A 20,713-nucleotide genomic window follows, 5' to 3' on the forward strand; every position below is an offset into this window, starting at 1 on the left:
CGGCGGTTCCCGTCTCACGGGTGGTCAGAGCCGGCCGTGGCGGCTGCGCACGAAGCTGTAGGCGCCGAACGCCGCGATGCCGATCGCGGCGACGATGAGCAGGAACTTGCCGAACGGCGCCTGACCGAGCGTCTTGACCGCCGCGTCGAGTCCGGAGGCCTTGGCCGGGTCGGCCTGCAGGGTCGCGACGATGACGAGGATGCCCGCACCGGCGAGCACGAGGCCCTTGGCCACGTAACCGGAGACGCCGACCGCGGTGATGCCTGTTCCGCCGGCGGCCCGCAGATCCTCGAGGAACTTCTTCGTTGCGCCCTTGTAGACGTGGTAGCCGCCGACCGCGATGACGCCGAGGCCGACAAGGATCAGCAGTGCCTTGCCCCATCCGTGCTGCATGAGTTGCGCCGACATCCCCGAGTTCTGCTGGCCGCTGCTCTGACCGCCACCGGTGGCGAATTGCATGGCCGAGAACGCGATCGCGAAGTTGGCTATCGCCAGACCCACCGACTTGGCGCGCTTCCAGGCGGGATTGTCGCCCTGGGTCTGCCCGTACTGCTCGCCCGGCTTGGATCCGACGACCGCCTCCGCCAGGCGCCACAGACCGAGGGCGACCAACCCGATGGTGGCGATCCACAGCACAACCTTGCCGCCGGTCTGGCCGGCCAGCGTCGCCAGCGCCCCGGACTGGTCGGCGCTGCCGCCGCTGCCGAGTGCGATCCGCAGGATGATGTAGCCGACCAGCAGGTGGAGCACACCGCTGGCGGCGAACCCGGCCCGGGCGGCGTATTCGAAGGCGTTGCTGTCGGTGGCCCTGTTGACAGCGCCGTGGGCGCTGCCTTGAACGTTGCCGTAGCCGGGTCTGGCGCTCATGCTCATGGAACCTCCTGCGTCGGTGCAGTCGCGTGGACGGACGGCTACGAGTCCCCCGTTTTGACGGACGTGAAACTCGGCGCGCCTGTGGATGAACCGGCGCCTGGGGATGAATCGGTCCGGCGGTGGGTTCGGTGTCGGTGGCGCTGCACAGGGTCGGGTCATGACTTCATGGACGCGCGCGCAGATCGGCACGCTGGGGGAGGACCTGGCGGTCGAGCACTTGCGTGGTTTGGGAATGCAGGTGCTGGAACGCAATTGGCGGTGCCGGTACGGTGAGCTCGACGTGATCGTCACCGATCCGCATGGGAGTGCGGTGGTGTTCGTCGAAGTCAAGACCCGCACAGGTGACGGGTTCGGCGGTCTCGCGGAGGCGGTGACGCCGCAGAAGGTGCGGCGGCTGCGCCGCCTCGCGGGGCTGTGGCTGGCCGGTCAGGAGACGCGCTGGGCGGCGGTGCGCATCGACGTCATCGGGGTGCGCCTCGGCGGACGCGTCCCGGTGATCCACCACCTCGAGGGGGTGGCGTGATGGCGTTGGGCCGGGCGTTCTCGGTCGCGGTGTTCGGGCTCGACGGGGTGATCGTCGAGATCGAGGCCCACATCAGTTCGGGCCTGCCGGGGGTGCATCTGGTCGGGCTGCCCGATGCGGCGCTGCAGGAGTCGCGGGATCGGGTGCGGGCGGCGATCACCAATTGCGGCGGCTGTGAGTGGCCGCAGGCACGGCTGACGCTGGCGCTCTCGCCGGCCACGCTGCCGAAGATGGGGTCGGTGTACGACTTGGCCCTGGCGGCCGCGGTGACCTGTGCGCACGGCAAGAAGGAGTGGGACCGGCTCGAAAAGTCGCTGCTCCTGGGCGAATTGGCGCTCGACGGCCGGGTCCGGCCGGTCAAGGGCGTGCTGCCCGCGGTGCTCGCGGCCAAACGGGAGGGCTGGCCGGCCGTCATCGTGCCGTGTGAGAACCTCGCCGAGGCCAGCCTGGTCGACGGCGTCGACGTGTGGGGCGTGCGGACGCTGGGGCAGCTGTACGGGTGGCTGGAAGGCAAGGACGAGCTCGAACGACGGATCGCCGCGCCGCCGGCGGCACCGGACGAGGCGGCCGACCTCGCCGACGTGGTGGGGCAGGCGCATGCCCGCTTCGCGGTCGAGGTGGCCGCCGCGGGTGCGCATCATCTCATGCTGACCGGACCACCTGGGGTGGGCAAAACGATGCTGGCGCAACGCCTTCCGGGCCTGCTGCCGCCGCTGTCGGAAGCGGAGTCGCTCGAGGTGACCGCGATCCACTCGGTGGCGGGCCTGCTGACCGGCGCCGCGCCGCTCATCACCCGGCCGCCGTTCGTGGCGCCACACCAGACGTCGAGTGTCGCAGCGCTGGTGGGCGGAGGGACGGGAATGGCGCGTCCGGGTGCGGTCAGTCGCGCCCACCGCGGGGTGCTGTTCCTCGACGAATGCGCCGAACTCCGGGTGAGCGCGCTGGAGGCGCTGCGCACTCCGCTGGAGGACGGCGAGATCCGGATCGCCCGGCGTGACGGCGTCGCCCGCTATCCCGCCCGTTTCCAACTGGTGCTCGCGGCCAACCCGTGCCCGTGCGCGCGCACCGACCCCAAGGACTGCATATGTCCAGGCGGGGTCAAACGCCGCTATCTCGGCAAGCTGTCGGGTCCGCTGCTCGACCGGGTCGACATCCGGGTCGACATGCACCCCGTGCGGGCCGGCGCGCTGATCCCCGAAGCGGGGGAGCCGACTGCCGTCGTCCGCGAACGCGTCGCGGCGGCCCGCGCGGCGGCGGAGGAACGGTGGCGTCCCTACGGCGTCCGCACCAACGCCGAGGTGAGCGGACCGTTGCTGCGCAGGCGGTTCCGGCTCCCGCGTGACGCGATGGCGCCGCTGCGGACCGCGCTCGAACGCGGCGTGCTGAGCATCCGTGGGGTCGACCGCTCGATGCGGGTCGCCTGGACGTTGGCCGATCTGGCCGGGCGGTCTTCACCGACCAAGGACGACGTCGGCGTGGCGTTGAGTTTCCGGCACGTGGAGGGGCTGCGATGAGCACCGACGTCGAGCGGGCGTGGGCGTATCTGTCCCGGGTCGCCGAACCGCCGTGCCCGGAGCTGGCGGCGCTCGCTGTTGCGCAGGGTCCGGTGGCGGCCGCCGAGAAGGTGCGGCGCGGGGACGTGGAGGACACGCTCGAGCGCAGAACCGAGGCCCGCCGGGAGCAGGACTGTGCGCAGGCCGATCTCGACGTGCTGGCCCGGATGGGCGGTCGGCTCGTCACCCCGTTCGACGACGAGTGGCCGCTGCTGAGCTTCGTCGCATTCGGCACTCTCGATCGCCCGCAGGGACATTCACCACTGGTGCTGTGGGCGGTCGGCCCGGTCGGTGTGGCCGAGACCGCCGGTCGGGCCGCGGCGATCGTCGGCACGCGGGCCGCCACGGCATACGGCGAGCACGTGGCGGGGGACCTGGCCGCGGGGCTCGCGATGCGCGAGGTGGCGGTGGTGTCGGGTGGTGCGTTCGGCATCGACGGCGCGGCGCACCGGGCGACGCTGGCTGCCGACGGCGTGACCGTCGCGGTGGTCGCCGGCGGCGTCGACGTGCCGTACCCGGCCGGCCACGCCGCTCTGCTGAGCCGGATCCGCAGGGACGGGCTGCTCCTCAGCGAATATCCGCCCGGAGCTCGCCCGACCCGGAGCCGCTTCCTGACCCGCAACCGACTCGTCGCGGCCCTGTCGGGTGCCACCGTCGTGGTCGAGGCCGGGGCCCGCAGCGGTGCGGCCAATACCGCGGCGTGGGCCCGGGCACTCGGTCGCCACGTGTGCGCCGTCCCGGGACCGGTCACGTCGAGCGCGTCGGTGGGGTGTCACCGCCTGCTGCGCGACGGTGAGACCACCCTGGTGACCGGCCCCGAGGAGGTCGTCGAGCTGGTGGGACGGATGGGAGAGCTCGCCCCGGTCGAGGCGGGGCCGACGTCACCGCTCGACGCGTGCACCGACGCCGAGCGGCGGATCTACGACGCGCTGCCCATGCGGGGTGCGCGCAGCGCGGACGAGTTGGCGGTCGCCGCGGGCATACCCGCCCACCAGGTGGTTGGGCCGCTGGCGATGCTGGAGGTGGCAGGCTTGGTGGTCCACGAGGGCGGGCGCTGGAAGATCGCCAGGGGGCGGTAGGTCACCGCGCGGGCGGGCCCGCTCGTATCGTCGGGGGATCAGTCGAGAGTCAGGAGGCAGTTGTGGCGGGACGACCGGTGCACACGTTCGAAGTGTTGCGCACGGAGCAGCTGGCACCACACATGATTCGTGTGGTGCTCGGTGGCAACGGAACGACGTCCGGCTTCGGCACCTTCACGCCCAACGAGTTCGCCGACGCCTACGTCAAACTCGTGATCGTCCCCGACAGTGTCGACGTGTCCGCACTCGAGACGCCGCTCACGATCGACAGCTTCACGGCACTGCCACCGGAAAAGCGGCCGGTGGTGCGGACGTACACCGTCCGCAAGGCCGACCCGGAGCGCGGTGAGGTCACCATCGACTTCGTCGTCCACGGGGAACACGGGGTGGCCGGTCCGTGGGCCGCCTCGGCGCGGCCGGGGCAGCCGGCTTACCTCATGGGTCCGAGCGGCGCCTACAGCCCCGATCCGGCGGCCGACTGGCATCTGCTCGCCGGCGACGAGGCCGCCCTGCCCGCCATCGGCGCCGTGCTCGAGGCGCTGCCCGACGATGCCGTCGGCTACGTCTTCGTCGAGGTCGCCGGGCCCAGTGACGAGATCCCCCTGGCCGCGCCCGAAGGCGTCACGGTCAGCTGGGTTTACCGGGGCGGCCGCGCCGATCTGGTCCCCGAGGAAGCCGCCGGCGACAACGCCCCGCTCATCGCGGCGGTCAAGGATGCCGCGTGGCTACCCGGGCAGGCGCAGGTGTTCATCCACGGTGAGGCTCAGGCCGTCATGCACAATTTGCGGCCCTACATCCGCAAGGAACGCGGTGTCGAGGCCAAGTGGGCCTCGTCGATCTCCGGTTACTGGCGACGCGGCCGCACCGAGGAGACGTTCCGGCAGTGGAAGGCCGAGCTGGCCAAGGCCGAAGCGGCGAACTGAGACGCGAGTCTGCGCCCCCGCCGGTGCCCGGGCTGGCACGCTGACGGGCATGGCATTCGGCGACTACCAACTCGAGATCTACCTGCAGGGGCTGTCCGGCATCGTGCCGAACCTGCCGATGACGTTCGCGGAATGGGAGGCCAAGGCCCAATCCGCGATGCCGCCGTCGGTGTACTCCTACGTCGCGGGCGGGGCGGGCGACGAACGCACGCAGCGGGTCAACCGCACGGCCTTCGACAACTGGGGCCTGATACCGCGGATGTTCCGGGCCACCCGTGATCGCGACCTGTCGGTCGACCTGTTCGGATTGTCCCTGCCTGCACCGGTTTTCATGGCGCCGATCGGCGTCATCGGCATCTGCGCGCAGGACGGGCACGGTGACCTCGCGAGCGCGCGGGCCGCCGCGCGCACCGGGGTGCCGATGGTGGTGTCCACGCTCACCGAAGACCCACTCGAAGACGTCGCCGCCGAGTTCGGGGAGACACCGGGCTTCTTCCAGCTCTACACCCCGACCGATCGGGACCTGGCCGCGAGCCTGGTGCAGCGCGCCGAGGCCGCCGGCTACAGGGGGATCATCGTCACGCTCGACACCTGGGTGCCAGGGTGGCGGCCCCGCGACCTGTCGACCTCGAACTTCCCGCAGCTGCGCGGGCGCTGCCTGGCCAACTACACCAGCGACCCGGTGTTCCGGGCCGGCCTGGCGCGGCCACCGGAGGAGGACCCGCAGGGCGCCGTGTTCAAGTGGGTGTCGCTGTTCGGCAACCCGCTGACGTGGGAAGACCTGCCCTGGCTGCGCTCGCTGACCAAGCTGCCCCTGATCGTCAAGGGAATCTGTCACGCCGACGACGCCCGGCGCGCCAAAGACGAAGGCGTCGACGGCATCTACTGCTCCAACCACGGCGGTCGCCAGGCCAACGGCGGCCTCCCGGCGATCGACTGCCTGCCCGGCGTCGTCGAGGCCGCCGACGGGCTCCCGGTGCTGTTCGACTCCGGCATCCGCAGCGGCTCGGACATCGTCAAGGCGCTCGCGCTCGGCGCCACCGCCGTGGGCATCGGCCGGCCGTACGCCTACGGGTTGGCGCTCGGCGGCGTCGAGGGCGTCGTCCACGTCCTGCGGTCGCTGCTCGCCGAAGCCGACCTCACCATGGCCGTCGACGGCTATCCGACGCTGGCCGATCTCACCCCGGACACGCTGCGGCGCGTCGGCTGGACACCCGTGGCGGCTCTGCCACGGTAGGGGCGTGGAGTCCGTCCTCGAGGAGTTCGACCAGTACCTCGCGCTGGAGCGGGGCCGCTCCGTCCACACCCGGCGCGCGTACCTCGGGGATCTGCGCTCCCTGTCGGCGTTCGTCGACGCCCGGACCCCCGGCGCCGACCTCACGTCGCTGACCCTGCCCGTGCTGCGCGCCTGGCTCGCCGCCCAGGCCGTCGACGGAACGGCGCGCACCACCTTGGCCCGGCGGACCTCGGCGGTGAAGACCTTCACCGCGTGGGCCGTGCGTCGGGGCCTGATGACGGGTGACCCGGCCGCTCGGCTGCAGGTGCCCAAAGCGCGGCGGACGTTGCCCGCGGTGCTGCGCCGTGACCAGGCCCGCGACGCGCTCGACGCCGCGAATCTCGGTGCGCAGCAGGGTGATCCGCTCGCCCTGCGCGACCGGTTGATCGTCGAGATGCTCTACGCCACCGGGATCCGCGTCAGCGAACTGTGCGGACTGGACATCGACGACGTCGACACCCCCCGGCGGCTGCTGCGCGTACTCGGCAAGGGGGACAAGCAGCGCACCGTCCCGTTCGGCGAACCGGCCGAGCAGGCACTGCGAGCCTGGCTGAGCGGTGGCCGTCCGTCGTTGGCCACACCCGAGTCGGGGCCCGCGCTGCTGCTCGGCGCGCGCGGGCGGCGACTCGACCCGCGCCAGGCCCGCACGGTCGTGCATCAGACCGTCGGCGCGGTCGACGGCGCGCCCGACATCGGCCCGCACGGCCTGCGGCACAGCGCCGCCACACATCTGCTCGAAGGCGGCGCCGATCTGCGCATCGTGCAGGAACTGCTGGGCCATTCCACGCTCGCGACGACCCAGCTGTACACCCACGTCACCGTGGAGCGGCTGCGCGCCGTCCACGACCAGGCCCACCCGCGCGCCTGAGTGCGACGGTGTGAGCCGGCCTGAGGTTAGTGTTGCCGGATGAAGAGCGTCGTGCTGGTCGTGGTCGGGATCCTGATGGCCCTGGCGGGTGGGCTCTTCGCGCTCCAGGGGTTCGGGTTCGTCGGGGGGAGCCCGATGAGTGGCACCACGACGTGGTCGATCGCCGGACCGGTCATCGCGGTGGTGGGTCTGGGACTGGTCTACCTGGGCTGGCGGGCCGCGTCACGACCGCAGTAACGCGATGACCTGCGCGAGGTCCGGCATCGCGGACGGCCGGCCGGCCCATTCGTCGAACACCGTCCAGTAGGTCACCCCGAAGGTCTGTCGCCGTTCGTCCAGCGTGTGCGCCATCTGTTCGTGGGTGCCGAGCAACACGAACGGCGAGTCGAGCAGTTCGGCGGCGCTGACCCCGCCGAGCGCGGCAGCCAGTTCCGCGGCGGCGGCGTCACGGTCGTCGGTCGCCACCACCGCCTGGATCAGCGCGTTGAGTTCGATCTCGTCGAACCGGTCGCCTGCGGCGTCGCGCACGAGCGCGATGCGGTCCCGCAGCCCCTCGGGTCCGAAGTGCGTCAACGCGACCTCGGTGGCGTCGTGGTTGTGGGCGATACCGGCGAACCCGGCGATGTCGGCGAGCCGGCCCGCCAACCGCAGCACCCGCTCTCCGTTGCCGCCGATCAGCATCGGCACCCGGTGCGGGGGTGCGGGCAGCAGCGCCCGGGCCCCGGCGTGCACCCGGTAGTGCGCACCGTCGACGTCGACCGCGTCGCCGTCGAGCAGGGCACGGATGATCCCGGCCGACTCCTCCAGTCGGGCGACACGGACACCGCCACGGTCGAACGGGATTCCCGCCGCGTCGTACTCCGATTTCATGTGGCCCGCACCGAGGCCGAGTTCGAACCGGCCGTCGGACACCGTGGCCACGCCCGCCGATTCGCGCGCGGTCTCCACCGGGTGTCGAAAGTCGTTGTTGAGCACCAATGTCCCGACGTGTAGCCGGTCGGTCACCATCGCCGCGGCCGTCGCCCCGGTGAACGGCGGTGTCGCCGGCACCAGGTGGTCGGCGAAGGTGAGCACGTCGAACCCCGAGGACTCCACCGCGCGGGCGAAGCGCCGGGTGTCCGACGCGTCGCGCGACCGTGCTGTGGTGAGGCCGAATCGGAAGGGTCGTGACCGGTGGGCTTCGCCGGCGATCATGACGTCGATTGTGGGCGCTCTCGGCGTGCGCAGTCGCGCCCAGCGTGACCCAACACGCCGAATTCGCTACGGGCGGAGCGGCAGCAGCCGGATCGGTGTCGTCTCCAACAGCCCCAGCGGGTCGACGTACTGCGCGCGCGACGCGGGACCCCACATCGCCCCCCAGTGCAGGCAGGCCTCGGCTGCGCACCCGGGGTGGCCCGCCAGCGCCTCGCCGAGCACCGCGCCGGCACGCACGGTCTGCCCCGCCCGCACCGACGGCCGCACCGGTTCGTAGCTGGTGCGCAGGCCGCCGGGATGGGCGACCGAGACCAGAAGCCGCCCGGCCAGTTCGCCGGCGAACACCACCGTGCCGGCCTGCGCCGCGTACACGGACTGCCCGGGCGCGACGGCCAGGTCGACCCCGCGGTGTCCGCGCTGCCAGTTCGGTGTGGGCGCGTCGAACGTCCGCACCACCGGAGGGCGCGGCCGCACCGGCCAGTCCAACCTGCCCGTCTCGGCCGCCACCGGCGCCGCCACGGCGACGGAGATCGCCACCAGCACCGCCAGGAGTCGCATCGGCCCAGTTCAGACGTTTTCCGTGGAGATCGCCAGGGGTGCGCCGCCGCCCTGTGGAGCGGGCTCACGCTGTGGACAAAGCACCTGTTCCGACGGTGTAAACTCCTACCTGCAGTTCGCTTCGAGCGGGCTGACTTCGCGTGTCTGCACCTCGACCGGAGAGTCGAACCGGATGCCGGCGGTCCCGTCCCAGACGGGTCCGGCACTCCAGCAGTCACCAGGGCCCAGCGTCACCCGACGCCGGGCGGCAACCGACAACAAGAGGACATGGCCATCATGGCTGTTGTAACCATGAAGCAGCTGCTCGACAGCGGCACCCACTTCGGGCACCAGACCCGTCGCTGGAATCCCAAGATGAAGCGGTTCATCTTCACCGACCGCAACGGCATCTACATCATCGATCTGCAGCAGACGCTGACCTACATCGACAAGGCGTATGAGTTCGTCAAGGAGACGGTCGCGCACGGCGGTTCGATCATGTTCGTCGGCACCAAGAAGCAGGCGCAGGAGTCCATCGCCGAAGAGGCGACCCGCGTGGGCATGCCCTACGTGAACCAGCGCTGGCTGGGCGGCATGCTCACGAACTTCTCCACCGTGCACAAGCGTCTGCAGCGCCTCAAGGAACTCGAGGCGATGGAGCAGACCGGTGGCTTCGAGGGTCGCACCAAGAAGGAAATCCTGATGCTGACCCGCGAGAAGAACAAGCTCGAGCGCAGCCTCGGTGGTATCCGAGACATGCAGAAGGTGCCCTCGGCCATCTGGGTCGTCGACACCAACAAGGAGCACCTCGCGGTCGCCGAGGCCCGCAAGCTGAACATCCCGATCATCGCGATCCTCGACACCAACTGCGACCCCGACGTCGTCGACTACCCGATCCCGGGCAACGACGACGCGATCCGGTCCGCTGCGCTGCTGACCAGGGTCGTGGCCTCCGCGGTCGCCGAGGGTCTGCAGGCCCGGGCCGGCGGCGGCAACGGCGCCAAGGCCGAGGCCGGCCAGGATGGGGTGGCCGCCGAACCGCTCGCCGAGTGGGAGCAGGAACTGCTCGCCGGCGCGACGGCGTCGCCGACCGCGGCCGGTGCCGCGCCCGGCACGCCCGAGGCGGACATCCAGACCGAACCCACCGCCCCCCAGAACCCGTAGGAAGGCTCACATGGCGAACTACACCGCTGCCGACGTCAAGCGGCTTCGGGAGCTGACCGGCGCCGGCATGATGGCTTCGAAGAATGCGCTCGTCGAGGCCGACGGCGACTTCGACAAGGCTGTCGAACTGCTGCGCATCAAGGGCGCCAAGGACGTCGGCAAGCGCGCTGAGCGCGCGACCGCCGAGGGCCTGGTCGCCGCCAAGGACGGCGCACTGATCGAGCTGAACTCCGAGACCGACTTCGTCGCCAAGAACGCGGAGTTCCAGTCGGTGGCCGATCAGATCGTCGCCGCGGCGGCCGCCGCCAAGGCCTCCGACCTCGACGCCCTCAAGGCCGCGAAGGTCGGTGACACCACCGTCGAGCAGGTCATCGCGGACCTGAGCGCCAAGATCGGCGAGAAGCTCGAACTGCGCCGCGTCGCCTACTTCGACGGCCAGGTGGAGACCTACCTGCACAAGCGTGCGGCGGATCTGCCGCCGGCGGTGGGCGTGCTGGTCGAGTACACAGGTGACGACAAGAGTGCGGCCCACGCGGTCGCCCTGCAGATCGCCGCGCTCAAGGCGAAGTACCTCACCCGCGAGGACGTGCCCGAGGACGTCGTCGCCAACGAGCGCCGCATCGCCGAGGAGACTGCCCGCAACGAGGGCAAGCCCGAGCAGGCGCTGCCGAAGATCGTCGAGGGCCGGGTCACCGGTTTCTACAAGGACGTCGTGCTGCTCGATCAGCCGTCGGTCTCCGACAGCAAGAAGACGGTCAAGGCCCTGCTCGACGAGGCAGGCGTGACCGTCACCCGGTTCGTCCGGTTCGAGGTCGGCCAGGCCTGACGCGCGATCACTCGTAGAGGTGCCCCGGAACGCGAGTACCGGGGCACTTTTGCGTCTGCTCCACCGACTGTGCGGTACGTGTTGGTACCGTCGGGCCATGACCCGCATCAGCGCCTTCACCGACGACGCCCTCGCAGACCTGGACGCCGTCGGCATCGTTGAGGCCCTGCGCTCGGGGCGGGTGTCGCGCGCCGACCTCGTCGAGGCGGCGATCGCGCGCACCGAGGCGGTCGACCCGGCGCTCAACGGCCTGGCCTACGAAGCGTTCGAGCGGGCCAGGGCACGGGCGGGCGCACCCCGGTCCTTCGGTGGCTACTTCGACGGTGTCCCGACCTACATCAAGGACAACGTCGCCGTCGGCGACATGCCGACCATGCAGGGCACCGACGCGTGGGAGCCCCGGCCCGCGGCGGCGCACGGGGACTTCGCCCGCGCGTACCTGGCGACCGGTCTGCTGGCGCTGGGCAAGACGCGGCTGTCGGAGTTCGGGTTCTCGGCCTCCGCCGAACACCCCCGGCTCGGCGCGGTGCGCAACCCGTGGAACACCGACCACACCGCGGGCGCGTCCTCATCGGGTTCCGGGGCGTTCGTCGCCGCCGGTGTGGTCCCGGTCGCCCACGCCAACGACGGAGGCGGGTCGATCCGGATTCCGGCCTCCTGCAACGGATTGATCGGCCTCAAGCCGTCCCGCGGCCGGTTGCCGCTCGACCGGGATGTGCGCCAGATGCCGGTGCGGATCGTCGCCAACGGTGTCGTCACCCGCTCGGTCCGCGACACCGCCGCGTTCTACCGCGAGATGGAACGGGTGCATCGCAACCCCGGACTGCCGCCGATCGGTGACGTGACCGCGCCCGGCAGGCAGCGGCTGCGCATCGCGGTGTGCACCCACTCGATCGCCCGTGAGGCGAGCCTCGAGGTGCGCGAGGAGACGATGAAAACCGCTGCGCTGCTCGAGGAGTTGGGCCACCACGTCACCCCGATCGACAACCCCGTCCCCGGACACTTCATGGACGACTTCCTGCTCTACTGGTCGTTCCTGTCGTTCGCCCTCGTCCGGGGTGGCCGTCGCACGTTCGGCGCCAGCTTCGATCGCACCCGCCTGGACAACCTCACACTAGGTCTCGAAGCCCACGCCGCGCGCAACCTGCACAGGCTGCCGGTTGCCATCGCGCGCCTGGCCCGCACCCGTCGCATCACCGCGCGCCTCGCCCGCGACCACGACGTCGTGCTGACCCCCACCCTGGCCGACGCTCCACCGCGGATCGGCCACCTCGACCCGACGGCGGACTACCGGCAGATCATCGATCGGCTGGTCGATTGGGTGGCGTTCACACCGCTGCAGAACGCCACCGGCGACCCGGCGATCTCCTTGCCGCTCGGGCATTCCGACCACGGACTGCCCATCGGCATGATGTTCGCCTCGACCGTCGGGCAGGAGAGGCGGCTGCTGGAACTGGCCTACGAACTCGAGCAGGCGCGGCCGTGGCGGCGCATCCAGGATTGAGGGTCCTGCTCAGCTGCGGCTTCTGCGACCCACCCGCGGCACCCCGGCGAGCAGACCGCGCTGCGGCACCCCGGTGACGGGCTCGGCCGCCGCGCCGAGTTCGGCCAGGATGTCGTTGGCGGCGAGCACCCCCGACATCGCCGACCGTTCCATCAGTCCGGCCACGAAGGGCAGTTCGACGAAATCGCCGGCCACCCGCAGACCGCGGGCGTCGCTGCGCACGGTGGGCCGGGTGCCCGTCGACCCGGGCGGGAACGCCGGCGCCGTCGCCTCCAGACGGTGGTGTTCGTGGATCACCGCGGCGTCGGCGGTTTCCGGCCACAGTGCCGCGAGCTCCTCGCGCAGCGCCCGGGCCGCCGCCTCGGCATCGGTCGATCGGCAAGCGTAGGAATGCAATTCGACGACCGAGCCGCCGGTGGAGCGGGACCACCGCGCGCTCGGTTCCTCGAGACGTGAATACACCGCCACCGAATCGAGCGTCGGCTGTCCGGTCACCGCGCTGAACGGTGCGCGCTCAGCAGCCACGTCGCGGTCGAGCCACAGCCTGCTGACCGCGAACGGCGGTGCCACGGACAGGGTTTCGCAACGCTGCGACAGCAACGGCGCCGCCGCGGCCAGGGCCGGGGAGTCGGCGATCAGCCGACGCAACGCGCCCGGATCGACGGCGAGCACCACGTGCCGGCCGACCAGGTCACCCTCACCGGTGCCGACGCGCCAACCGTGGCCGTCCGGTGCGATGCCGGTGACCGGGGTGCCGGTGCGGACGGCGGCGCCGAGCCGGGTCAGATACTCGCGCAGTGGATGCCAGATCGCGGTCGCGTGGTCGGTGGTGGGCACATCGAAGCCGATGCCCTCCGGGTTGCCGAGGAAGTAGTAGTGGAACATCGCGACCAACTCGGCCGCGGACAGGTCGCCCTGGTTGCAGAAGAAGGACCGGGCGAACGCCTCGAACAACATGCTCCTGGTGCGCTCGGACATCCCCAATCGGTCGAGAAACGTTGCGGCGTCGGTGGTGTCGAGCTCGGCGACCGTGGTCGCGCGGTCGTAGGCCAGCAGCGCTCGGCCGGCGTCGGGGTCGGCGCGCATCAGGTCCCGCCGCGACAGGCTCTTGGACCGCATCGCCAGCGCCAGGAGGTTCAGCGGCGGTGCGGCGGGCAGGCCGGCCAGATCCTCGGCCGGCCACGTCGCGGAGATGACCGGGTAGCTCGGCACCGGAGCGAGGAAGGACAGGTCGGCGTCGACGCGCCGCAGCACCGACCGCCAGGTGTAGTAGTGCCGGAAGAAGGCGTGGAACCCGTGCTCGACGTTCTGTTCGCTGCCGTCGGGCAGCCGTTCGGGCCAGGCGCCCAGGCGCCCGCCGAGGTGTTCGGCCGCCTCCAGCACCGTGACGGCGACACCGCGCTCGGCGAGCACGACCGCGGCCGAGATCCCCGCGATCCCACCGCCGACGACGATCGCCTCCGCTCCCGGGGGAACCCGGCGCGGCGCCAGCGGATCGGGTATGACCAGTCGGCGCGGCCGCATCCGCCCCGGCGCGGCCCGGCTGTGCGGTGTCGTCACCCGGGCACCATCCCGCCGTCGCGGCGGCGCCGGCCCAGCGCCACCGCGAACGGCACCGCGACCGTGCCCATCAGCAGACCGCCGACGAGTGCCGAGCCGGGCAGGCCGAAGAACGCCGCATGCCCGAGCACCGAGGAGAAGTACACCCAGAGGTACAACGCCGCGGCCGGCGCCGAGGGCGCCGACTCCCTCGGCAGTGCCCGGTTCAGGACCGCCATGATCGCCGTCGACACCATCAACCAACCCAGGTAGTTCGTCCACGGGATGTCCGGGATCAGCGGCAGGCCCGGCACGGTGGCGGACCACGTCCAGTGCCCGGCGGAGACCATCTGGGGGTCCAGGAAGACATCCCACGCGGTGAGCGCGACCGCCCCGAGCGCGACGACGGCCACGGGCCGCACGGCCAGCGTCCTGGCCACCACCAGCGCGGGCCAGGCCATCATCACCCAGGCCAGCGGGACGACGACCGGAACGCCGAGAAGTTCGGGGCCGAGTGTGCCGGTGTAGGCGTACGGCCCGAACGGCCATCCGGTGGAGACCCCGACCGCCTCGGCGGCCAGGCCGCCGCCGCCTGCCACCGCGACCAGGACGCCCGCGCCGGCCGCCCCGTGCACCCGTGCGGCGTCGGCGACCGCGGCGACGAAGAAGACCACCACACTCGTCACCGTCACCTCGGTGCGCCAGGCGTCGGGCATCAGCGGGTAGGCGATCTGAACGCCGACGGCGGCGGCGACCAGCGTCCACACCACCGCCGTTCCGCGCACCGGCGCGACGGGCACGGCCAACGCCACCGTGTGTACCTCCACTTCTGGCACTTCTCGGACGCCGCCGAACGCCGCCTGCGCGGGCGGGGCGAGACTTCGTAGAGTCTCCAAGGTGCCCGATGATCGATTCGCCGAAACGTCGCGTGCACTCGTCGTCATCGGCTCGTCACTCGCGTGCCTGGGCACGCTGCACCAGCTGGTCAACCTGCGACTGCTGCGGCGCCCGCCCGCCGATCCGCCGCCGGTGACGGCGAGCGTATCGATCCTGGTCCCGGCCCGCGACGAGGCACACCGGATCGCGCCGACGATCCGGTCACTGGTCGGGCAGCGGGGTCTGTGCGATTCCGAGATCCTCGTCCTCGACGACCGGTCGACCGACGGCACCGCCGACGTCGTGCGCCGGACCGCCGGGCCGCGGTCGGGTGTGACCGTGCTGACCGGCGCCGACCCCCCACCGGGATGGCTCGGCAAACCGCACGCCTGCGCACAACTGACCGCCGCGGCGCGTGGGGAGATCCTCGTGTTCGTCGACGCCGACGTCGTGCTCACCCCGCATGCGGTCGCCGCCGCGATCGCCGTGCTGCGCGGACCGCGGCCGCTGGACCTGCTCTCCCCGTGGCCGCGCCAGATCACCGCCGGTGTCGCCGGCCGACTGGTGCAACCGCTGCTGGCGTGGTCCTGGCTCACCACCCTTCCGCTGCGGCTGGCCGAGCGGTCGCGGCGTCCGTCGATGGCCGCGGCCAACGGCCAGTTCCTGGTGGTCGAGGCCGGTGCGCTGGCCCGCGCCGGCGACTGGGGGTCGGTGGCGGGGGCGGTACTCGACGACATCTCGCTCGCGCGGGCGGTGCGCGTCTCCGGTGGCCGGACGGGGCTCGCCGACGGCTCGCGGCTGGCGACGTGCCGGATGTACGCGACGGGCCGCGAACTGCGCGACGGGTACCGCAAGTCGCTGTGGGCGGCGTTCGGCTCCCCGCTCGGCGCGCTCGCGGTCGGCACGATGCTGGCGGTCGTCTACGTCGTGCCTGCGGCCGCCGCGGTGACCGGTTCACGCGTCGGTGCGCTCGGCTACGCCGCCGCGGTGGTGGGCCGCGCCCTTGCGGCGCCGTGGGGCGGCCGGCGCTCGGATGCGGCCGCGCACCCGGTCTCGGTGCTGATGCTGCTGGCGCTGTTGGTGTCGTCATGGATCGGTCAGATTCGCGGCACGCTGCACTGGAAAGGCCGCAAGGTATGAGCACGGTGGCGGTCATCGGCGCGGGGCTGGGCGGGCTCGCCGCCGCCGCTCGCCTCGGCGCGGCCGGCCACCGCGTCACGGTCTACGAGAGCGCGAGCACCGTCGGCGGAAAACTCGGCCTCCTCGAGCGTGACGGGTTCGCGTTCGACACGGGACCGTCGCTGCTGACCATGCCCGGCATCCTCGAGCAGCTGTTCCTCGACACCGGCGGCCCGGCCGACCTCCCGCTGACCCCCGTCGACCCGGCATGCGCGTATTTCTTCGCCGACGGCACCCGCCTCGAACTGCCCTTCGACCACACCCGGGTTCCCGCGGCGCTCGACGCGGCCCTGGGTCCCGGCGCCGGCGAGTCGTGGCGACGCCTGCACACCCGCTCCCGGCGGCTGTGGGAGCTGGTCGGTGACCCGGTGCTGCGCCGGCCGGTCTCACTGCCCGCGCTGGCCCGGATGGCTGTGCGCCCCGCTGATCTCAGGGCGGTCGCGCCATGGCAGACCATCGACGGGCTGGGCCGCCGGGTGCTGACCGATCCGCGAATGCGGATGTGGCTCAACCGGTATGCGACGTACTCCGGCTCCGACCCGCGCCGCACCCCGGCGGTGCTGTCGGTGACGGCGTTCGTCGAGCAGGAGTTCGGTTCCTGGTACGTACCGGGTGGGCTGCGCCGCATCGTCGAGGCCGTCGAACAGCGCTGCGGCGCACTCGGGGTCGAGATCCACACCGGCGCGGCGGTCGACGCGGTGACGGTGTCGGGCGGGCGCACGACAGGGGTGCGGGTCGACGGGGTCGAGGTCTCTGCCGACGCGGTGGTCAGCGATGCCGACGCCGGCGTGCTGTACGAGCGGCTGCTGCCGCCACGTGCCGGCGGGGCGTTGCGGCGGCGACTGCGTGGGCGGTCCCCGTCGATGGGGGGCTTCGTGGTGCTGCTCGGCCTGTCCGGGCGGCGGCCGGGTCCGGCGCACCGGATCTACTTCCCGCGCGACTACGCTGCCGAGTTCGACGCGATCTTCGGGCGCGCCCCGCGACCCGTACCCGACCCCACCATCTACGTGCACGCACCGGACGACCCGGCGCTGCGCCCCGACGACGATTCGGAGAGCTGGTTCGTGCTCGTCAACGCACCCGCACACAACCCGGCAGGCGGCGTCGACTGGGACGCTCCCGGCCTCCGCGAGCACTACACCCGACGTGTGCTCGACCTGCTGGCCGAACGCGGCGCCGACGTCCGCGACCGCGTCCGGTTCGTCGAGGTGATCACCCCCGCCGACCTGGAACGCCGTACCGGCGCGCCCGGTGGAACCATCTACGGCACCGCGTCGCACGGACCGCGCGCCGCGCTGCGCCGCCCGGCCAACCGCAGCCGCGTGCCCGGGCTCTACCTCGTCGGCGGCTCGGCGCATCCGGGCGGCGGCATCCCGCTGGTGCTGATGTCGGCCGAGATCGTCGCCGGTCTCATCGGGCCTGCCGGAAGCGCGGCGGTGTCGAACGCCGCACCCCGACCGCCAGCTGCACCATCCCGACGGCCCCGATTACCGTCCACGTGATGGCGAACGTGGTGCCCCAGCCCCATCCGAGCAGCGGCAGGCCGGCCGGCAACGCCGCGGCCCCACCCGCCGCCAACGCCACGACGATCAGCCGGGTCGGCCGTTCGGCGACGGTGACCGCGCCGACGCCCGGCATGCCGACCGCCTGGGCGCGCGACCGGATGTACTCGTGCAGCAGGACCAGGACGACCGCCGCGGCCACCCACCCGGGCGGCGCGCCGAGCGCCAGCAGCACACCGCCGAGCAGCACGTCACCGATGCGGTCGGCGACCGCGTCGACGATCGCGCCCAGCGGCCGGGCCCGACCCGTGCGCAGCGCGACCGCACCGTCGAGGGTGTCGAGCACCCCGGCGCCCACGATCAGCGGCACCGCGAGCCACAGCCACCCGGCGCCGGCGACGCTGCCCCATACGACCACGGCCAACGCCCCGGCCAGCGCCAGCACCCCCGCCGCCGACAGCAGGTCGGGTGGCACCCGCAGCACCGGCCCGGTGGCCAGCGCCCCCACCATCCGCAGCCAGCCGCGCGCCACACCCGACGGTCGGACCCCGTCGTGCAGCGCCGACCAGCCGTCATCGTCGGCCGGGGGTCGTGGGCTCACAGCATCAGCCTGCCAGCATCCGCAAGGGCGGGGCGCGCGGTGAGCCGGGTACGCCGGCTGGCCACCGAAGTCCGCCGGACCTTCCCGGGCAGCGACCTGTCGCTGTGGGCGGCGGGCGCCACGTTCTTCGGGATCATCGGGATCGCTCCGCTGGCGCTGGTGTCGTTGTGGGCGGTCGGCGCCCTGGTCGGCCACGAGACCGTCACCTCGGCGATCGACGCCGCGGTCGGCGGTCTGCCCGACGGGCACGGCACCCCCCAAGCGCTGCGCACGCTCACCTCCGTGGCCCTGTCGATGTCGTGGGTGCAGGCCCTCGTCGTGCTCTTCCCGGCCAGCCTGTACGGCGAGGGGCTGCGCCGAGCGTTCGTCCAGATGTCTTCTGCGCCCGACACTCTCACCGGATGGCGCGGCCGCGTCGGCCTACTCGGCGTGGCGGCGGTGGCTCCGCTGCTGCTGCTCGCGGTGCTCGCCTCGGCGCCCTACGTCGGCCCGCTCTACGACCGCGGGGGATGGTCGCTGATCTGGGGCATCGTGGTGGCCTTCCACATCGTCTGGCTGACCGTGTCGACCGCATTGGTGGGGGTGTTCGGGTTGATCGGACCCGGCCGGCTGGCCTGGCGGCCGCTGCTGATCGGCGCATTCGGCACCGGCGCGATCCTGGCCGGATTTCTGCAGGGCTTCGTGCTGTTCCTGGCGATCCCGATTCCGTGGTCGGCGCCGTTCGGCGGCCTGCCCATCGTCGGCGCGGTGTCGGCTCTGGCCCTGTGGCTGTATCTGCTGCACATCCTGGTGCTCTGCGGCTTTCGCGTCACCGTCGCGCTCGACGACGTGATGCGCCCGGCCGGCCGACGGGTTCAGGACCGGGACACAGCGCCGTAACGGAACCGGCCGGGAGTTAACGCCGCGGACACTGCGCGCTGCTGCAGGGGAAACGAGACGGTCTGACGATCTCTTCTCGTGCAGACCAGTCAGGTCGACAACGCAACGACTTCCGCACGATCACCGCTGATCGCCACCTCTTCCGGGAACACCTTCGGGTGCCTCGTCCGTTTCGCGCTGGCCAACATCCGCCGCCGGCCCGCACGCTTCGTGCTGGCCGTCCTCGGTATCGCCCTGGCGATCGCCTGCGTGACGGTGGTGCGCACGATCTCGTCGAGTTACGCGATCACCGGCGCTGATTCGGTCAGCGACGTGCTCGGTGACGCGCACCTGTGGGTGGTGCCCGCCGCCGGTGTGCGGTACGACCCCGACACCCAGGCGCTGATCGCCGGAGGTGCCGCCCCGGCGATCGAGGTTCCCGCCGGGTGGAGCGCCACGCGGACACTGTCGGGACGCGCGGAGATCAACGGTGTCCCGGTGTCGCTGCGGGGCGACGACGAGACCCCCTCGGGCCGAGCGGTTTTCGGCGACACATTGGCCGAGCGGCTCGGTGTGTCCCCGGGTGACCACGTCGACGTCGGGGGCCACGACCTGGTCGCCGAGGTCGCAAGCGCCGGTCATTCGGTCACGGTCGCCACCCCGGTCGCCCACGGGCTGGTCGGCGACGACGGCTGGTGGACCGTGAGCGCACCGGCGGGACAGGAGAACCGGCGCGACCTCGCGCAGACATTCGGTGCGGCCACCGGTCTGGCCGCGACCGCCGACCCGTCGCAGACCCCCGATCCGGGTGGAGGAGGTCTGATCTACGACACCGTCGGGGGCAACGGACCGCTGTCGTTCGAGCAGAAGTTCTCGGCGCTGTTCTCGGGCAAGGTGACGAGTTCGACGCTCGGCCTGATCTCGACGATCGGTCTGGCCCTCGGGTTCGTGATCGCGGTGTCGTCGTTCCTGGCCGCCGTCGCCGAACGCAAGCGCGAGTTCGGGATCATGTCGAGCATCGGCCTCGCCGACGAGGTGCTCTACTTCTTCCTCGTCGAATCGGCGCTCGTCTTCGTCGCCGCCTACCTCGTCGGAGTGCTGGGCGCGGGAGTCGCTGTCGCGCTGGTGATCCCGGGTATCGCGACACCGATTGCCTGGCTGCAGGCCGCCGGCATGGTCGCCGCGTTCATCCCCGCGATGGCGATCGTCGGGGCGCTCGTACCCGTGCACCGGTTGTTGCAACAACGTCCGGTCGACCTGCTGGGGGCCAGATGATCCGCCGGGGACTGTCCTACGGGTGGCTGTCGACCCGCCGCCGCATCCGCGAGCTGATGCTGCCCGTCGTCACGACCGCGACCGGTGCGTTCCTGGTCGTCATCGTGTTCGGGATGTCCGGCGGGATCCGGGCGCAATCCGCGTCGCTCGGCCACGCCGACCAGATCGACCGCGCCGTCGTCCTCATCGCCATCAGCGTGCTGCTGGTCGGTGTCGTCGAGGTGGCCGTGGCCACCACGCGCACCGTCGCGCACCGCACCCGGGAACTCGGGGTGCTGGGCGCCAACGGAATTCCGCGTCTGCCGGTGGTCGCGGCGCTGCTCGTCGAACCCCTCGTCGCCGCGATGCTCGGCGCGCTGACCGGCGCGGCGGCGGCCGCGGTGGCGGGGGTCGTCCTCGGGGCCACCGGCCTCGCCGCCGGCGGAGTCACGGCCAGCGGCCTGCTCACCGGTGTCGCGACGGCCGTCGCGGTCAGTGTCGTCGCGGCACTGGCGACCAGCATCCCGCCCACCTGGGCGGCCGCGTCGCGCCCGCCCATCCGCTCCCTGACCGCAGGAGGCTGA

The 20,713-nt window shown here is 72.0% G+C and carries 21 protein-coding genes; 15 read left to right on the forward strand and 6 right to left on the reverse strand.

The window, feature by feature from the left end; translation table 11 throughout:
• Nucleotides 1-24 precede the first annotated feature (24 nt).
• Nucleotides 25-867, reverse strand: coding sequence for a DUF1206 domain-containing protein (locus AU196_RS03455; protein ID WP_082695606.1), 843 nt, complete (start codon nt 865-867; stop codon nt 25-27).
• Between the two features lie 163 nt (nt 868-1,030).
• Here AU196_RS03455 and AU196_RS03460 point away from each other — a divergent pair, with 163 nt between their 5' ends.
• From AU196_RS03460 to AU196_RS03490, 7 genes are all read left to right on the forward strand, one after another.
• Nucleotides 1,031-1,396, forward strand: a complete 366-nt coding sequence (locus AU196_RS03460) for a YraN family protein (RefSeq protein WP_059093728.1) — start codon at nt 1,031-1,033, stop codon at nt 1,394-1,396.
• Nucleotides 1,396-2,910: a YifB family Mg chelatase-like AAA ATPase gene (locus AU196_RS03465; protein ID WP_059093687.1), complete on the forward strand. Its 1,515-nt coding sequence runs from the start codon at nt 1,396-1,398 to the stop codon at nt 2,908-2,910. Before AU196_RS03460 ends, AU196_RS03465 begins: the two co-directional genes overlap by 1 nt.
• A complete protein-coding gene (gene dprA, locus AU196_RS03470) occupies nt 2,907-4,028 on the forward strand; it encodes a DNA-processing protein DprA (RefSeq protein WP_059093688.1) in 1,122 nt (373 codons plus the stop codon). The genes AU196_RS03465 and dprA overlap by 4 nt, the downstream gene beginning before the upstream one ends.
• 62 nt (nt 4,029-4,090) lie before the next feature.
• A complete protein-coding gene (locus AU196_RS03475; RefSeq protein WP_059093689.1) occupies nt 4,091-4,951 on the forward strand; it encodes a siderophore-interacting protein in 861 nt (286 codons plus the stop codon).
• A 49-nt stretch (nt 4,952-5,000) separates the two neighbouring features.
• Nucleotides 5,001-6,188, forward strand: a complete 1,188-nt coding sequence (locus AU196_RS03480) for a lactate 2-monooxygenase (RefSeq protein ID WP_059093690.1) — start codon at nt 5,001-5,003, stop codon at nt 6,186-6,188.
• A gap of 4 nt (nt 6,189-6,192) precedes the next feature.
• The gene (locus AU196_RS03485; RefSeq protein ID WP_059093691.1) at nt 6,193-7,095 is read left to right on the forward strand and encodes a tyrosine recombinase XerC; all 903 of its coding nucleotides are present in this window, start codon (nt 6,193-6,195) and stop codon (nt 7,093-7,095) included.
• 39 nt (nt 7,096-7,134) lie between these two features.
• Nucleotides 7,135-7,332 carry a hypothetical protein gene (locus AU196_RS03490; RefSeq protein ID WP_059093692.1) on the forward strand — a complete coding sequence of 66 codons (198 nt, stop codon included), beginning with the start codon at nt 7,135-7,137 and terminating at the stop codon, nt 7,330-7,332.
• On the opposite strand, the gene AU196_RS03495 is transcribed toward AU196_RS03490, so the two are convergent.
• Together AU196_RS03495 and AU196_RS03500 are read right to left on the reverse strand one after the other, a co-directional pair.
• Nucleotides 7,318-8,289, reverse strand: a complete 972-nt coding sequence (locus AU196_RS03495) for a TIGR03621 family F420-dependent LLM class oxidoreductase (RefSeq protein ID WP_059093693.1) — start codon at nt 8,287-8,289, stop codon at nt 7,318-7,320. The genes AU196_RS03490 and AU196_RS03495 overlap by 15 nt on opposite strands.
• Nucleotides 8,290-8,355: 66 nt before the next feature.
• Nucleotides 8,356-8,847 (reverse strand): M23 family metallopeptidase, encoded by a 492-nt coding sequence (locus AU196_RS03500; RefSeq protein WP_059093694.1) that lies wholly within the window; start codon nt 8,845-8,847, stop codon nt 8,356-8,358.
• Nucleotides 8,848-9,123: 276 nt separating this feature from the next.
• Between AU196_RS03500 and rpsB the strand changes: the two genes are divergently transcribed.
• From rpsB to AU196_RS03515, 3 genes are all read left to right on the forward strand, one after another.
• On the forward strand, nt 9,124-9,990 hold the full coding sequence (gene rpsB, locus AU196_RS03505; RefSeq protein WP_059093729.1) for a 30S ribosomal protein S2: 867 nt from the start codon (nt 9,124-9,126) through the stop codon (nt 9,988-9,990).
• Nucleotides 9,991-10,000: 10 nt separating this feature from the next.
• A complete protein-coding gene (gene tsf, locus AU196_RS03510) occupies nt 10,001-10,816 on the forward strand; it encodes a translation elongation factor Ts (RefSeq protein ID WP_059093695.1) in 816 nt (271 codons plus the stop codon).
• A 97-nt stretch (nt 10,817-10,913) separates the two neighbouring features.
• On the forward strand, nt 10,914-12,320 hold the full coding sequence (locus tag AU196_RS03515; RefSeq protein ID WP_059093696.1) for an amidase: 1,407 nt from the start codon (nt 10,914-10,916) through the stop codon (nt 12,318-12,320).
• 9 nt (nt 12,321-12,329) lie between these two features.
• On the opposite strand, the gene AU196_RS03520 is transcribed toward AU196_RS03515, so the two are convergent.
• Both AU196_RS03520 and AU196_RS03525 read right to left on the reverse strand, forming a co-directional pair.
• Complete coding sequence (locus AU196_RS03520; protein ID WP_157546003.1) at nt 12,330-13,880, reverse strand: FAD-dependent oxidoreductase; 1,551 nt, start codon at nt 13,878-13,880, stop codon at nt 12,330-12,332.
• On the reverse strand, nt 13,877-14,686 hold the full coding sequence (locus tag AU196_RS03525; RefSeq protein WP_231737318.1) for a carotenoid biosynthesis protein: 810 nt from the start codon (nt 14,684-14,686) through the stop codon (nt 13,877-13,879). The genes AU196_RS03520 and AU196_RS03525 overlap by 4 nt, the downstream gene beginning before the upstream one ends.
• Nucleotides 14,687-14,756: 70 nt before the next feature.
• Between AU196_RS03525 and AU196_RS03530 the strand changes: the two genes are divergently transcribed.
• Nucleotides 14,757-15,875 (forward strand): glycosyltransferase family 2 protein, encoded by a 1,119-nt coding sequence (locus AU196_RS03530; protein WP_059093698.1) that lies wholly within the window; start codon nt 14,757-14,759, stop codon nt 15,873-15,875.
• Nucleotides 15,872-17,416 (forward strand): phytoene desaturase family protein, encoded by a 1,545-nt coding sequence (locus AU196_RS03535; RefSeq protein ID WP_082695607.1) that lies wholly within the window; start codon nt 15,872-15,874, stop codon nt 17,414-17,416. The genes AU196_RS03530 and AU196_RS03535 overlap by 4 nt, the downstream gene beginning before the upstream one ends.
• Here AU196_RS03535 and AU196_RS03540 read toward each other — a convergent pair.
• Nucleotides 17,325-18,017, reverse strand: coding sequence for a CDP-alcohol phosphatidyltransferase family protein (locus AU196_RS03540; RefSeq protein ID WP_157546006.1), 693 nt, complete (start codon nt 18,015-18,017; stop codon nt 17,325-17,327). The two genes, AU196_RS03535 and AU196_RS03540, sit on opposite strands and share 92 nt — an antisense overlap.
• 39 nt (nt 18,018-18,056) lie before the next feature.
• Here AU196_RS03540 and AU196_RS24995 point away from each other — a divergent pair, with 39 nt between their 5' ends.
• From AU196_RS24995 to AU196_RS03550, 3 genes are all read left to right on the forward strand, one after another.
• Nucleotides 18,057-18,896 carry a YhjD/YihY/BrkB family envelope integrity protein gene (locus tag AU196_RS24995; RefSeq protein WP_197415691.1) on the forward strand — a complete coding sequence of 280 codons (840 nt, stop codon included), beginning with the start codon at nt 18,057-18,059 and terminating at the stop codon, nt 18,894-18,896.
• 78 nt (nt 18,897-18,974) lie between these two features.
• On the forward strand, nt 18,975-20,150 hold the full coding sequence (locus AU196_RS03545; protein WP_059093699.1) for an ABC transporter permease: 1,176 nt from the start codon (nt 18,975-18,977) through the stop codon (nt 20,148-20,150).
• Nucleotides 20,147-20,713: an FtsX-like permease family protein gene (locus tag AU196_RS03550; protein ID WP_059093700.1), complete on the forward strand. Its 567-nt coding sequence runs from the start codon at nt 20,147-20,149 to the stop codon at nt 20,711-20,713. Before AU196_RS03545 ends, AU196_RS03550 begins: the two co-directional genes overlap by 4 nt.

Origin of the sequence: Mycobacterium sp. IS-1742 (genome assembly GCF_001500125.1) — a bacterium.
Taxonomy (GTDB): domain Bacteria; phylum Actinomycetota; class Actinomycetes; order Mycobacteriales; family Mycobacteriaceae; genus Mycobacterium.